The organism is Paenibacillus sp. D2_2 (assembly GCF_031199965.1).
In the GTDB taxonomy this organism is placed as follows: Bacteria; Bacillota; Bacilli; order Paenibacillales; family Paenibacillaceae; genus Fontibacillus.
Map to the genome: position 1 here is coordinate 1363081 of NZ_CP133605.1, position 13430 is coordinate 1376510.

Consider the following 13430-nt stretch of genomic DNA (forward strand, 5'->3'; position numbering starts at 1 on the left):
AAAAAGACGTAAGGCCATGAATCCTTCTATAATAAGAAAAATTTACTTTACGAGGAGGAGAAATGACATGAGAAAGGATGGAGAGCATCAGTCTTGGTTCACCCTGGGGATGGTTTGGGCCGGAGCGGTGATCAGTATACCAGGTCTTCTGGTTGGGAATACGCTGATCTCGGGTATGAGCTTATCGAAGACATTATTGATCGCTTTTTTAGGGTATTCCATTATCGTTGCTCTGATGATTCTTCAGGGCATTCAGAACACAGATCTAGGAAAATCAACCGTCCAAGTCGCAGCTCAGGTATTTGGCAAAAAGGGCTCGCGCACGATTTTATCCATTATTCTCGCCATTGCTTGCCTCGGGTGGTTCGGGATTCAGGCTAATGTATGCGGGGCAGCGCTGGCTAATCTGCTCGCGGAGTACGGAATGACAGTTCCAGTTCCCCTTGCTTCAATGATTAGTGGTTTGGTGATGGTCATTTCAGCGATGTATGGTATTAAAGTGCTGCGAGTACTTAGTTATATAGCCGTGCCTCTACTCATTGTGATATGCGCATATGGATTAATTCATGTATTCACGATGGATTCCATTCAGAATATTTGGAGCTACCAGCCTGAGAAGCAAATGAACTTCATGGATGGATTAGCTGTAACCATAGGATCATTTGCCTTAGGGGCCGTTATTGCAGGCGATTATTCGCAGTTTTCGAAAAAGCGTTCCGATGTGTTGAAAGCAGCACTAATCGGAATTGTACCTTCTGGCGTATTGATGATTAGTGTAGGTGCGATTCTATCTTTCGCTTATCAAACTAGTGATGTTGCAGCTGTCTTTATAAATATTACAACGCCTTTTATTGGAGGTACTGTTCTAATTCTGGCTGCATGGAAGACGAATATGGTTAACGCAATCTCAGGTGGATTTGCTCTCATTAACGTATTGAATATTTCTAAGGATAAAGAGAAATGGGCAGTAGGGGTTGCAGGACTCATTGGGACTGTGCTTGCGGTGATCGGAATTTTGAATTACTTTACACCAGTCATGTCGCTCTTGTCAGCAATGGTTCCGCCAGGTAGCAGGGGTTATGGTCGCTTCTTATTGGGTTATTAACAAAGGTGATAAGACCCGTTGGAAGGAAACAGAGGGGGTTAATCGTCTGGGCGTGATTTCTTGGTTGATCGGTTCAATTATTGCCTGTATACCAGTTGTTCTGTCCTTCTTCCCAAGCTTACCCCAAGTCTCGAATCAGCCATTGATCGGTATCATTATTTCTTTTGTCATGTATGTGGTTTGCTATCGAATCATGGACAGAAAGTCAGTCCTATTGGAGGGGAATTAAATGAGATATTTAGATAAACAAGCGATTGAAAATATTGCCGTAGGCGCTGCATTTTTAGGAACAGGAGGAGGAGGAGATCCTTACATCGGTAAACTCATGGCTCTATCAGCCATTGAAAAGAACGGACCTGTAAAACTATACTCTGTGGATGAAATTGAAGATGAAGACTTCTTAATCCCTTCTGCTATGATGGGCGCGCCTTCCGTAATGGTGGAGAAATTCCCGAACGGAGATGAGTTTGTTAAGGTGTTTCAGAAGCTGGCCAAGTATTTGGGCAGAGAGAAAATTACGGGCACATTTCCGATGGAAGCGGGTGGAGTCAATTCCATGATTCCCATTGTCGTTGCAGCACAGTTGAATTTACCGCTTATTGATTGTGATGGCATGGGAAGGGCATTTCCTGAGTTGCAAATGGTAACGTTCAACCTCGACGGCATTTCGGCTACACCGATCGCTATTGCAGATGAGAAAGGGAATATCGGTATCTTCGAGACGATTGACAATAAATGGACGGAGCGGTTGGCACGGACAGCAACGGTGGAGATGGGGGCTAGTGCTTTAGTAAGCCTGTATTCGACGACGGGAGCTCAAATCAAGAAAAGTGGTGTCCATAACATCGTGACTCTATCGGAGCAGATTGGAGAGATCATTTCTTCCAAGAATAGAGACGCAAAAGACAAGCTTGAACAGCTATTAAGTCTGACATCCGGATATGAATTGTTCCAGGGAAAAATAACAAATGTCATCCGGGAAACGAAGGGCGGCTTTAATTTCGGGAAAATGAACCTAGAAGGTATCGAGATGAGCAAAGACGAGCAGATGAAGGTTCATTTTCAAAATGAGAACTTGCTTGCCGAGAAGAACGGTCAGGTTGTAGCGATGACGCCGGATTTAATATGCTTGGTCGACTATGAAACCTTGATTCCTGTGACAACGGAGAGCTTGAAATATGGCAAACGCGTACGCGTCCTCGGGTTGCCAGCGCATCCCAAGTGGAGAACCGAAATGGGAATCAAGACGGTAGGACCGAGATACTTTGGGTATGATTACGATTATGCTCCGATTGAAGAATTGATAAGTAAGGCGGTGGCTAGCCATGTTTAGAATTGGAATAGATGTAGGCGGCACGAATACAGATGCTATTATTTTAGACGAGCATAACCAGTTAATCCATAGTGTGAAATCCCCAACGACACTGGATATCAAGACCGGGATTGTGACATCGCTGCAAAAAGTATTGAAGGAAGCAAATATAGATAAGACGAAAATCACGCATGCGATGCTGGGGACAACGCAGTGCACCAATGCGATCGTTGAACGGAAGAAGTTAGCCAAAGTCGGTGTGATCCGCTTGGGATATCCTGCTACCGCTTCTGTTCTTCCATATACGGCTTGGCCTCAAGATATGGTGGAAAAACTAACAGGTAACTATGCTCTAGTTCAAGGTGGCTACGAATATGATGGTCAATTGCTTAGCGAAGTCGACGAGCAGGAGATTAACGATCTACTAGCGAAGTGGCGTGATAAAGTAGAAGCTATTGCAATCATTGGTGTATTCTCCTCTATCAAAAATGATCAGGAACTCAAGGTGCGAGACTTAATCTGGGAAGCATACGGGGAAGACTATAAGGTTTCCTGTTCGTCCTTGATCGGATCTGTTGGTCTGATTGAAAGAGAGAATGCAACGATTCTGAACGCGGCTTTATGCCATGTCATCGAAACCACCACCACAGGTTTTGCTAATGCTTTAGAAGCGGAAGGGATTAAAGATGTTGAAGTGTACCTATGTCAGAATGACGGTACGCTCATGTCGATTGAATATGCCAAGCAGTTCCCAATTCTTACGATTGCTTGCGGACCAACGAATAGTATTCGGGGAGCTTCCTATTTAGCGAACATTAAAGATACGATGGTCATCGACGTAGGGGTACGACATCAGATATCGGTGTTTTGCAGGATGGATTCCCAAGAGAGTCCTCTGTAGCGGTGGAAATAGGCGATATTCGCACTAATTTTAGAATGCCAGATATCATCTCAGTAGGGCTCGGCGGCGGAAGCATTGTGCGTGCAGAGGGTGGCAAAATAACGGTTGGCCCAGATAGTGTGGGCTACAAGATCGGAGAAGAAGCGCTTGTATTTGGTGGAAACACCATGACTGCGACGGACATCGCGGTTCGTCTTGGACTGGCTGATATGGGGGACAAGAGTTTAGTCAGTCATATCGATGAAGGATTTGCGAAGCAAGTCCAATCCGTAATTTCTTCGATCATAGCAAAAGCAATCGATAAGATGAAAACTTCTTCCGAAGATGTACAGATCGTACTCGTAGGCGGAGGCAGCGTGATTATCCCAGATGAGATTCCTGGAGTATCCGATATCGTTAAAGTGGAGAACGGCGGGGTGGCGAATGCCATCGGAGCATCGATCTCTCAAATTAGCGGACAGTACGAACAGATCTACATTTATTCTCGTGAACCGCGTGAGCAGTCGCTTAAGGATGCGGAGGACAAAGCAGTGAAACAAGCGGTCATCGCAGGGGCTGATCCTACTACGATCAAACTGGTTGAAGTTGAAGAGACACCGCTTGCCTATCACCCGGAAAATGCAACTCGATTAAGAGTCAAAGTTGTAGGTAATATGAGTTAAGAAACATACTTTGGAGAATTAGATTGTAACAGAAGCTTCTCGTTAATTGCACAAATTAATGAGAAGCTTCTTTTGTCAACGCCGTTAGGCTAATTAAGCTATAATTAATTATTACAATATGTATGGAAAGGACTAGATAATTGATGAGACTAAATCAACTTGGCTCCTCTGATCTATTCATTAGCGAGATCGGACTTGGCTGCATGTCTCTCGGAACAGAAGAGCGTAAAGCCATTGGGATTGTCCATGAAGCGTTAGATCAAGGTGTTAATTTTCTGGATACGGCGGATATATACGATTATGGACGTAATGAAGAGTTGGTAGGCAAGGCGATTAAGGGAAAGCGCGATCGAGTAGTACTTGCCAGCAAGGCTGGGAATCGGCGGATTGAGGGTAGGGAAGGCTTAGTCTGGGACCCTAGCAAAGCTTACATCAAATCAGCTATTAAGGAAAGCCTGCGTAGATTGCAGACCGATTATTTGGATTTGTATCAGCTGCATGGTGGAACGATCGAGGATCCTATCGATGAGACGATCGAGGCATTTGAGGAACTCAAGCAAGAAGGCTTAATTCGCTACTATGGGATCTCTTCCATTAGGCCGAATGTGATACGGCAGTTTGCAGCTCGATCATCGATGGTAAGCGTGATGAATCAATATAGTATTCTTGATCGACGTTCCGAGGAAGAGGTATTACCGCTGCTGCACGAGAAAGGGATCAGTGTTATTGCTAGAGGACCGCTAGCTAGCGGGGCGCTTGCTGCTGAACGTGAGATAACTAAAGGTTATTTGAACTACACGCCAGAAGAAATTGTTGAACTTCGTACAAAGTTAAGTACAGTGGCTCAAGAATGTAATAGAACGATGACCGAACTTGCGATTCGTTATTCGCTTAGTCATCCTGCAGTTGCGACAGTGATTCCGGGTGCAAGCTCGCGGGAGCAATTGCTGGCGAATATTGCAGCAGCTAATACTCCCCATCTGACACAGGAAGAGATAGCAGTGATTAGACAGATTAGCCAAGCGAATCGTTATGAGCAGCATCGATAAAAGAGAGCAATCACATTGTCAGGACATCCCTAATCCTGTGCTTTATACCATGGAGAAAGGAAGAAAAGGCATGTTAATCAGACAAGAAACAAGCAAAGATTACAATGCGGTTTATAACCTTGTAAAAGAGGCATTTGCATCCGCAGAACACAGTGATGGGAACGAGCAGGATTTAGTTGCTGCTTTAAGAAATGGGGCGGCATTTGTACCGGAACTTTCCCTAATTGCAGAGATTGACGGAATAATCGCAGGGCATATTCTGTTCACGGAAGCAAAGGTGGGAAATGACATAGTGCTTGTCTTAGCGCCGTTGTCTGTGCTGCCAGAATTTCAAAAGCGGGGTATAGGTTCTGCCTTAATCAAAGAAGGTCACAAAATCGCCAGGGAACTAGGTTATCAATATTCTCTAGTTCTAGGAAGTGAAACATATTATCCGCGTTACGGTTCTCTTCCTGCTGAGCAGTTTGGTATTGAAGTTCCAGACGGTATGCCCTCTGTTAACTTTATGGCAATCAAGTTACAGGACAACGCTAAGCCTGTAAGTGGAGCCGTAACTTATGCAAAGGAATTTGGAATTTAAAGATCTATATAAAAACCGGACTATCAGCTTCCGCCGATAGCCCGGTTTTTGTCTATTCCTATGTTGCTTGCCCCTCACGTTAATTACAGAGTCAAGCCGCCATCAACGAGGACTACGGAGCCAACCATGTAGCTGGAACGATCGGAGGCGAGGAAGGAGACCATCTCGGCCATTTCCTCAGGCTGTGCATAACGGCCGATACGCATGTTGCCAACTTCCTCAGGGACGTAACCGCCTGTCATGAACTGCTCTCCAACGCTCTTGGTCAAAGTGGTTTCTACACCACCGGGGCAGATCGCGTTGACGCGAATTCCTTTTTTTACATATTCCAGGGCTGCACCTTGGGTAAGACCAATTACCGCATGCTTCGTTGCGGAATAAGCGGCCACACTGTGCTCGCTGCGGACTCCGGCCGTAGAAGCTGTATTGATGATCGAACCGTTTCCTTGTTTCTCCATGACCTTCAATACATATTTCAGACCAAGGAACACGCCTTTCAAATTGATCGCAACGACGCGATCGAATTCAGCTTCCTCTATATCGGTCAAGAGAGAAAACTTCTGAATTACACCGGCATTGTTAAAGAATGCATCGATGCGGCCATAAGTTTCAACTGCTGTATTGACATAGCGCTGTACATCCTCGCTCTTGGATACGTCAGCTTGGACAAAGATCCCTTCGCCGCCTTGCTCCTGAATCATCTTTAATGTTTCTTCTCCTGTTGCTGTATTGAAATCAACGAGTACCAATTTGGCCCCTTCGCGAGCCATTTTCAAGCTGCTGGCTCTTCCGATACCGCTTCCTGCTCCGGTAACGATCACAATTTTATTTTCAAGTTCCATCATGGGTTCCTCCTAAATTAGAATAACTTTAATTCAATTTGATTATATTTAATATTTAAGTATAATTATTGCTCTTTTCTACGATTAATAGTATTATTTTCACATCTATAAAAGCGCTTTATTTCACAAGAATCTAGGAGAAGAATATGCAGCTATCCATTGAAGAAATTAAATATATTTGTCAGCACCTTCATCAAGCTCATGGGTTATCGGTCTTTTATGTCAGCGAAGGGCAATTCGAAGCTGAGTATGCCGTAGGCAGCGTGCATAATAGTCCGTATTATTTACCACTGAAAGAACGGATCAAGGGTTACTTGTCCCAGAGCCGAAGCGATTGTCCAATTTTTTTCTCACTGAGCTATTTGCATTTCTTCTATATTAATCTGGAGAATCACGGGCAGGCAGTGGGGAAGATCGTAGTTGGTCCCTGTTTAAATAGTGAGTTGGATAGTACGAATGTTGATATCATCAATGAACTTTCGCAGCAGGGCTTCTCTAATATCCGACATCTGATCGAGTTCTATCATTCATTTCCAACCATGGGATATGAACATCTGCTCTCCGTGAGCCTACTGTCTTACTATATGCTGTATCAGACACAGCTTGATCCCTCCTTCGTCGTAAGGATGAGTTCTGACGTAATCCCAGATACAGAGCCTAAGGCTAAGCCTGAGCTTGAGATATTAAATGGAAGAAGGAATCTGATCTTCCATTCCAATCTATATTACGAAAGAGTGCTACTCGATTACGTCAAGAAGGGAAGGCTAGATAAAATCAAGGATCTATCGAATTCTACGATCATTGGCGAAAGGAGCTTGGTACATTATCGAGACGAAGCCAGCTCAGAAGTGAGAAGAACATCATGATCATTGGTATAGCCCTGATCTGTCGGGCAGCGATTGAAGGAGGCTTGAACGAGGAGGCAGCGTTAACGCTAAATGATTACTACATTCAGCAATTGGAGGAAGAGGAGCAGATCTCGGGGATCAATACTGTCATCGAAGAGGCTGTGTCCGAATTTACCCATCGTGTAGCGAATCTGAATGAACAACGTTACTCTGCTCCGATTCAGGCGTGCCAACATTATATCAGCGACCATCTTTACGAGGATATTACGTTGGAACAATTGGCTGGGTTAAGCTTTCTAAGTCCCAATTATTTATCCAGCATGTTCAAGAAAAAGGTAGGCGTCTCCATAAGTGAATATATTCAACGGGAGAGAATTCATGAAGCGATGAAGCTACTGACACTTACCCAATATCCAATATCGGATATTTGCTCCTGGCTTAATTTTCACGATCAGAGCTATTTCATTAAAGTGTTCAAAAAATTCACCGGTATGACCCCTAGGCAATACAGAAATGCCGAACAACGACCGGATGGATTTGGTAACGATATTGAGACGGATTAACGTAAGGCATAGCCCTATTTCTTGCAATTTGGGAGAGGGGCTATGCTTTTTTTACTTCAAATTTTATCCCTTCCAACCGACATAAATGAAAGACATAGGATCAATTCAAGGAGGGATTATTAGAGATGGACAAAGAGAGGACAACATCTCGTCCACAAGGGGAGAAGCTATTTAGAAACAAAGGGGGATATTGACGATTGCTGCAGTTGTGGCCGCATTTATGGCGATGATACTACCAGTTAACGCTGCTTATGCCAAGTATGACGTGAATGAACACGTACTACAGCATACGCGTACGGAAATTGTGCAGAAGATGGAGGAGTACGCACCGGAGCGTTCCGATGGAGAGTACTTATGGGATGAAGCCTATGAAGAGAAGCCCAACATAAATTCTCCTTATTCTTCGGGCAAATTGAAGGAAGCATACATATGGGAAGGCATTAAGGCGGTGAATTTGGTACGTTATCTGGCCGGGCTTCCAGATGATGTTGAGCCGGATTTTATGCTTGGGAATCAACAGCAGGCTGCGGCGCTGCTCAATGCCGTGAATGGAGAACTGAGCCACTATCCTTCCCAGCCACAGGGAATGAGCAATGATTTATTCAATCTAGGGGCGAATGGGGCGAAGAGTAGCAACATCGCTTACGGCGCGGATAATTTCATGGAAGCCGTCATCGATCTTTATATGGCTGATTCGAGTGAAGGCAACATTGATAGGGTTGGACATCGCCGCTGGATTCTTAATCCGACGATGAAGAAGACGATGTTCGGCGCCGCAATAGGCCATTCCGGAGCATACGAAGTGCCGTATTCTAATATGTACTCTTTCGATAAGTCTCGCGCGTCCGGCGAAGTGGCCTATGAGTATATTGGCTGGCCGTCGGCTGGATCATTCCCGCTTGAGGTATGGCATGCGAAGGATCCGTGGTCGATTATGTTAAACCCTGACGTTTATGATAATAAACGGACAAGCAGCATCAAAGTGACGATGACCCGGAAATCGGATGGACGCGTATGGAGCTTCGGGTCTGTAGATCAGGATAAAGGCGGCAAATACTTCACCGTTGATACAGCGAATTATGCGGTTCCTTTCTGCATTATTTTCCGACCAGATTCTTCATTAGATTATAAGCCTGAGGAGCAGTTTCATATTGAAGTGACAGGGCTTTATAGCAAGGGCAGCGGTCAGCCTCAAAGTCTTGCCTATGATACACAGTTTTTCAATGCGGAGCAGCATTCAGAGCAGGCCGATTCTCTGGCTGCTACCGGACAGGTCAGTGCCTGGGCCGAGGAATACTATTTGAAGCTTAAAACAAGCGCTCTGCTGGATGGTGTTGCCGACAGCGACCATTCGAGCCAGATAAGCCGATTGGAGTTCACAAATATAGCCTTTAACTTGTACAAGCTTCTGGCTGACTATGAAATGGAGGACATCAAGAGTCCGTTCAACGATATCGATCAAGCGAGAATCTCTCATGCCGCGAAGCTTGGTATTATCCAAGGGACCTCGGCGGGTCAATTCTCTCCCAATAAGAAGTTGACCCGTCAGGAAGCGGTTGTCGTGCTGATGAATCTATACAAGAAGCTAGGTGGTGACACCGCTACATTGGCGAGTGCAAACTCTACCTTTACCGATGACGCTGACATCGCTGCCTGGGCTAAGAAGATGCGTATACCGCATATAACCTTGGATTGATTCAAGGAATGGGTAAGAATCAGTTCCGTCCGAAGGACAACCTGACGAAAGAACAGGCATATGTCATGCTGGCGAAACTTTGGGATCATGTCGTTACAAAGGACCATCGGAATTGATCCGATGGTTCTTCGTAATACAGTCATCTAAAGTGTGCTCAATTATTCATAATCGTAGCGAAAATCAGTCAAAGATATCTTGTAGCAGGTAAGTAACTGATATATCATAATCACTAGTTTGACTTATAGATAGAAATCGTTGGATAGCTAATGTTGTAATACATATTGGAGCGGAGAGATCAATTTTGACAACGAAAAAAATAGATCCAACACATGCGACACGAAAAGATAGACAGATGTTGATCCTTCGTGGAATGAATTTTTGGCAGTATGCTATTCTAGCTGTGCTTGCACCATTCTTACCATTGTATTTTGCAAACTTAGGATATTCTTCTTCTCAGATTGGCTTTCTTATGATGATCGGTCCGTTTGTAGCAAGCATGATTCAACCGTTCTGGGGATATTTGAGCGACCGTCTGCAGACCGTGAAGAAAATTATCTTTTGGCTATGGATTCTAGCGATTATAGGCAGTGTATTATTGTTTAACTCTGGGGCAGCTATACACTTACACTCTGTTTCGTATTAGCTTTATACTTCTTCTATCAGCCTACCATGCCATTGCTAGACAGTATTTCTGTCCAGTCAGCTTCGCGTAGAGGAAGTTCTTACGGCTCGTTGCGACTATTTGGCTCTATAGGCTATACAGTGATTTCGTTGTCTGGGGGCCTACTGCTGGTCGCTCTGGGTGGTATTACCAAGTTACCTTATTTGCTTTGGGCCGTCTGGGTGGTACCGTTCCTGTTGTTGCTATTCCTGCGTGACGAACCGGCTGAAGGGGAAGGCATGACGCTAGCAACCTTAAAGGAATTGTTCACGAACAAGTCATTCCTGTGGTTCTTATTTCTAGTGTTCATTATTTCGGTACCTCACCGTATGAATGATGTGATGCTCGGTTTGTATATGAAGGAGTTGGGGGCCTCTGACTCTATGGTTGGATGGGCTTGGGCTCTGGCTGCAGCCGTCGAAATTCCCATATTCGCCTTACTGGGCAAGTATTTGCACCGGATTCATGAATATGTGCTCATTGGTATTGTCGGGATCATATATACCCTTCGCTGGTTCATGTATTATGTATCGGATGATCCGTGGGTACTGTTGGCGCTGCAAGCTGGGGCCGCCATTACCTTCGCCGTGTTCTGGATTACTTCTATGCATTATGTTGCACGGATTCTTCCTCCACAGCTAGGAGCGACAGGTTTCTCATTACTAAGCATGGTGTACCTGGGTTTGTCCGGTATGACCGGCGGCATAGTGGGGGAGACTGTCCGACTTGTTCGGGGAGCGAGCATGTACTTGTTTGCTTCCATCGCTTCGCTGTTAGGAGGAGTGCTGTTTCTTGCGACAGAAGTGCTTTCAAGGCGGCGTGGGCGGGGAGTCTAATGGAGGTAGTTCAAAAACTGGCCTTTTTGAACACACACTAATAGGCGAAACAGAAACGAAAATCACCTCATGCCAGGTGTAACGGTCACCAGTGACGCTTATAAGCGAAAAACAGCCGTTTTCAAATTTTAACGGATACCACGAGCGCTTAAATGTTAAGAACACAGCTAAAAGGGGTGTTTTTAGTATCTAACTTGTTGCTATGTCCGTTAGAAATCATAATGTTCGAAATCATCTTTCTAAGCGGCAGTGATGTCAGTTACGATGTTACGATCGCTATGGATGTGGCACAGAGGCACTCTAACCCTGATCTGGGCTGGGTGTCTCTATTTGTGTCTGAACGCGATTGATGCACTTTTTCCAGAAATATAACGTTTTTGAACTGTGTTATAACGTTTGTGATCTAGAATATTGTAAGCGGTTTCTTTTACAATTAATTTATCAAATCAAATACATCAATGGGGGGTGACGGAGTGAGCATGAACGTGAAAAAGACTGAACGAAAACGCCTGAGAACGCGCTGGCGCAAACAGGATACAGAACTGACGCTCTTAGCGTTACCAACTACCGTATGGTATATATTGTTTTGTTTCTTGCCGATGTTCGGCATCATTATCGCTTTTAAGAATTTCAAGATATCGGGAGGATTCTTGAGCAATGTCTTTAACAGCTCATGGTCCGGATTTAAAAATTTTGAATTTCTCTTTAAATCCAACGATGCATGGATCATTATCCGGAACACACTAGGCTACAACTTCTTATTCATTATCCTAGGCATTGTAATTCCCGTGACATTAGCGTTGATGATTAGTCAGCTGCGCAACCGCAGAGCGGGCAAAGTCTATCAAACGATGATGTTCTTGCCTTATTTCCTATCTTATGTAGTCGTCTCTGCAGTCATTTGGGCTTTCTTGAGCTTCGACAAGGGGATTGCGAATCAGATGCTGATTCAGATGGGCAGCGAGCCTGTGAACTGGTATATGGAGCCCAAGTATTGGCCGTTCTTCTTGATTTTCATGAATACATGGAAGGGTTTAGGTTACGGCATGGTAGTTTACCTGGCGACCATTACTGGTATAGATAGTACTTACTATGAGGCGGCTGTCATAGATGGAGCTTCCATTTGGCAGCAGACTAAGTATATAACACTGCCGATGATGAAGCTGGTTATCGTGATGATGTTCATTTTGGCAGTAGGCCGGATCTTCTACACGGATTTCGGTTTGTTCTTCCAAGTTCCAAGAGATTCCAACTCGCTATTTAACGTAACCACCACTATAGACGTGTTAGTGTATAAACAGCTCAAGACCGCTACCGTAGGCATGGCTTCTGCTGCCGCATTTGTACAATCCGTTATGGGTTGTCTGACCATTCTACTCGCTAACTGGATCGTTCGCAGAATAGATCCGGACAGCGCGATGATGTAAAGGAGGCGAGCCTATGGCATCGAAGGCTGAAGGAATGTCGGGTCTTGAGAAGTTTAACCGGATTGGTAAAGGAACGGATATTCTCTTTCATATAGTGTTTATTCTGATAGCTCTAGTATGCGTGGTCCCTTTGTTAGTCATTCTGTCGATCTCACTCTCGAGTGAAGACTCCATCAGGCAGACAGGATATCATATGATCCCAATGACCTTTTCTACCGAGGCTTATAGCTTTGTCATTAAGCAGGGAACGATGATTCTCCGTGCGCTTGGAGTATCGGTATTAGTTACCGGGGTGGGGACTGTTCTGGGGTACTGTTAACTACATCTATGGGTTACGTACTCTCACAGTCGAATTACAAATTGAAAGGACTGCTAACCTGGGTCGTCTTTATCCCGATGGTATTTAACGGTGGATTGGTATCCAGCTACTATATTAATTCCAACTTGCTTGGACTTAAGGACACGGTTTGGGCGCTTATTTTACCACTTGCGGTCTCGTCTTTTAACGTAATTATTTGCAAAACATTCTTCAAAAGCACAATTCCGGATGGACTCATTGAATCCGCAGAAATAGACGGCGCAAGCCAATTCCGTATCTTTTTCTCGATCATTTTACCTATATCGTTGCCGGTCTTGGCAACCATCGGTCTGTTTCTGTGCTTTGCTTATTGGAATGATTGGTTCCAATCCATGCTGTATATCAACAATCAGAATCTCTTTTCGTTACAAGCCTTGCTTAATAACTTGATGAGTAACGTAGATGCGCTTGCCAAGAACGCATCCAGCATGGGCGTTAGCTATTCTATGCTAGTCGCTACTATGCCAAAAGAGACTGCACGTATGGCAGTAGCTATTCTGATCGTGTTGCCTGTAGCTTTTGCGTATCCGTTCTTCCAGAAATACTTTATTTCCGGTTTGACGGTAGGTGCTATCAAAGGTTGACCTGAA

The 13430-nt window shown here is 44.6% G+C and carries 14 protein-coding genes and 2 pseudogenes; 15 read left to right on the plus strand and 1 reads right to left on the minus strand.

Annotation, left to right across the window (positions count from 1 at the left end):
* The first annotated feature begins 67 nt into the window (after positions 1 to 67).
* The 5 genes and pseudogenes from RE628_RS06775 to RE628_RS06795 all read left to right on the plus strand — a co-directional run bounded on the left by RE628_RS06775 (position 68) and on the right by RE628_RS06795 (position 5609).
* Positions 68 to 1334: pseudogene (locus RE628_RS06775) on the plus strand (cytosine permease).
* Positions 1335 to 2438: an S-methyl thiohydantoin desulfurase family protein gene (locus RE628_RS06780; RefSeq protein WP_309158036.1), complete on the plus strand. Its 1104-nt coding sequence runs from the start codon at positions 1335 to 1337 to the stop codon at positions 2436 to 2438.
* Positions 2431 to 3980 (plus strand): annotated as a pseudogene (locus tag RE628_RS06785) (hydantoinase/oxoprolinase N-terminal domain-containing protein). The gene RE628_RS06780 and the pseudogene RE628_RS06785 overlap by 8 nt, the downstream one beginning before the upstream one ends.
* 143 nt (positions 3981 to 4123) lie before the next feature.
* Entirely contained in the window at positions 4124 to 5029 is a 906-nt protein-coding gene (locus RE628_RS06790) for an aldo/keto reductase (protein ID WP_309158038.1), read from the plus strand.
* On the plus strand, positions 5013 to 5609 hold the full coding sequence (locus tag RE628_RS06795) for a GNAT family N-acetyltransferase (protein ID WP_309158040.1): 597 nt from the start codon (positions 5013 to 5015) through the stop codon (positions 5607 to 5609). Before RE628_RS06790 ends, RE628_RS06795 begins: the two co-directional genes overlap by 17 nt.
* A gap of 83 nt (positions 5610 to 5692) precedes the next feature.
* On the opposite strand, the gene RE628_RS06800 is transcribed toward RE628_RS06795, so the two are convergent.
* A complete protein-coding gene (locus tag RE628_RS06800) occupies positions 5693 to 6451 on the minus strand; it encodes an SDR family NAD(P)-dependent oxidoreductase (RefSeq protein WP_309159393.1) in 759 nt (252 codons plus the stop codon).
* 146 nt (positions 6452 to 6597) lie between these two features.
* Here RE628_RS06800 and RE628_RS06805 point away from each other — a divergent pair, with 146 nt between their 5' ends.
* The 10 genes from RE628_RS06805 (at position 6598) to RE628_RS06850 (ending at position 13424) form a co-directional block, all read left to right on the plus strand.
* On the plus strand, positions 6598 to 7317 hold the full coding sequence (locus tag RE628_RS06805; protein WP_309158042.1) for a hypothetical protein: 720 nt from the start codon (positions 6598 to 6600) through the stop codon (positions 7315 to 7317).
* Complete coding sequence (locus RE628_RS06810) at positions 7314 to 7862, plus strand: helix-turn-helix transcriptional regulator (RefSeq protein WP_309158044.1); 549 nt, start codon at positions 7314 to 7316, stop codon at positions 7860 to 7862. Before RE628_RS06805 ends, RE628_RS06810 begins: the two co-directional genes overlap by 4 nt.
* A 190-nt stretch (positions 7863 to 8052) precedes the next feature.
* Positions 8053 to 9558: an S-layer homology domain-containing protein gene (locus RE628_RS06815; protein ID WP_309158046.1), complete on the plus strand. Its 1506-nt coding sequence runs from the start codon at positions 8053 to 8055 to the stop codon at positions 9556 to 9558.
* A gap of 8 nt (positions 9559 to 9566) precedes the next feature.
* A complete protein-coding gene (locus tag RE628_RS06820; RefSeq protein ID WP_309158048.1) occupies positions 9567 to 9674 on the plus strand; it encodes a hypothetical protein in 108 nt (35 codons plus the stop codon).
* Positions 9675 to 9928: 254 nt separating this feature from the next.
* A complete protein-coding gene (locus RE628_RS06825; RefSeq protein ID WP_309158052.1) occupies positions 9929 to 10201 on the plus strand; it encodes an MFS transporter in 273 nt (90 codons plus the stop codon).
* Positions 10202 to 10227: 26 nt separating this feature from the next.
* Positions 10228 to 11055 (plus strand): MFS transporter, encoded by an 828-nt coding sequence (locus RE628_RS06830; RefSeq protein ID WP_309158053.1) that lies wholly within the window; start codon positions 10228 to 10230, stop codon positions 11053 to 11055.
* Between the two features lie 152 nt (positions 11056 to 11207).
* Positions 11208 to 11405, plus strand: coding sequence for a hypothetical protein (locus tag RE628_RS06835; RefSeq protein WP_309158055.1), 198 nt, complete (start codon positions 11208 to 11210; stop codon positions 11403 to 11405).
* A gap of 129 nt (positions 11406 to 11534) precedes the next feature.
* Entirely contained in the window at positions 11535 to 12482 is a 948-nt protein-coding gene (locus RE628_RS06840) for an ABC transporter permease (protein WP_309159394.1), read from the plus strand.
* Between the two features lie 13 nt (positions 12483 to 12495).
* Positions 12496 to 12801: an ABC transporter permease family protein gene (locus RE628_RS06845; RefSeq protein WP_309158058.1), complete on the plus strand. Its 306-nt coding sequence runs from the start codon at positions 12496 to 12498 to the stop codon at positions 12799 to 12801.
* Between the two features lie 8 nt (positions 12802 to 12809).
* Positions 12810 to 13424, plus strand: coding sequence for a carbohydrate ABC transporter permease (locus tag RE628_RS06850; protein ID WP_309158060.1), 615 nt, complete (start codon positions 12810 to 12812; stop codon positions 13422 to 13424).
* The last annotated feature ends 6 nt before the right edge of the window (positions 13425 to 13430 follow it).

Excerpts from the sequence above, each read along its gene's own strand:
- RE628_RS06820 (WP_309158048.1), top strand. The coding sequence starts at position 9,567 with ATGGGTAAGAATCAGTTCCGTCCGAAGGACAACCTGACGAAAGAACAG.
- RE628_RS06800 (WP_309159393.1), bottom strand. The coding sequence starts at position 6,451 with ATGGAACTTGAAAATAAAATTGTGATCGTTACCGGAGCAGGAAGCGGT.
- RE628_RS06810 (WP_309158044.1), top strand. The coding sequence starts at position 7,314 with ATGATCATTGGTATAGCCCTGATCTGTCGGGCAGCGATTGAAGGAGGC.
- RE628_RS06795 (WP_309158040.1), top strand. The coding sequence starts at position 5,013 with ATGAGCAGCATCGATAAAAGAGAGCAATCACATTGTCAGGACATCCCT.
- RE628_RS06840 (WP_309159394.1), top strand. The coding sequence starts at position 11,535 with ATGAACGTGAAAAAGACTGAACGAAAACGCCTGAGAACGCGCTGGCGC.
- RE628_RS06790 (WP_309158038.1), top strand. The coding sequence starts at position 4,124 with ATGAGACTAAATCAACTTGGCTCCTCTGATCTATTCATTAGCGAGATC.
- RE628_RS06835 (WP_309158055.1), top strand. The coding sequence starts at position 11,208 with ATGTTAAGAACACAGCTAAAAGGGGTGTTTTTAGTATCTAACTTGTTG.
- RE628_RS06845 (WP_309158058.1), top strand. The coding sequence starts at position 12,496 with ATGGCATCGAAGGCTGAAGGAATGTCGGGTCTTGAGAAGTTTAACCGG.
- RE628_RS06805 (WP_309158042.1), top strand. The coding sequence starts at position 6,598 with ATGCAGCTATCCATTGAAGAAATTAAATATATTTGTCAGCACCTTCAT.
- RE628_RS06830 (WP_309158053.1), top strand. The coding sequence starts at position 10,228 with ATGCCATTGCTAGACAGTATTTCTGTCCAGTCAGCTTCGCGTAGAGGA.
- RE628_RS06780 (WP_309158036.1), top strand. The coding sequence starts at position 1,335 with ATGAGATATTTAGATAAACAAGCGATTGAAAATATTGCCGTAGGCGCT.
- RE628_RS06850 (WP_309158060.1), top strand. The coding sequence starts at position 12,810 with ATGGGTTACGTACTCTCACAGTCGAATTACAAATTGAAAGGACTGCTA.
- RE628_RS06825 (WP_309158052.1), top strand. The coding sequence starts at position 9,929 with ATGAATTTTTGGCAGTATGCTATTCTAGCTGTGCTTGCACCATTCTTA.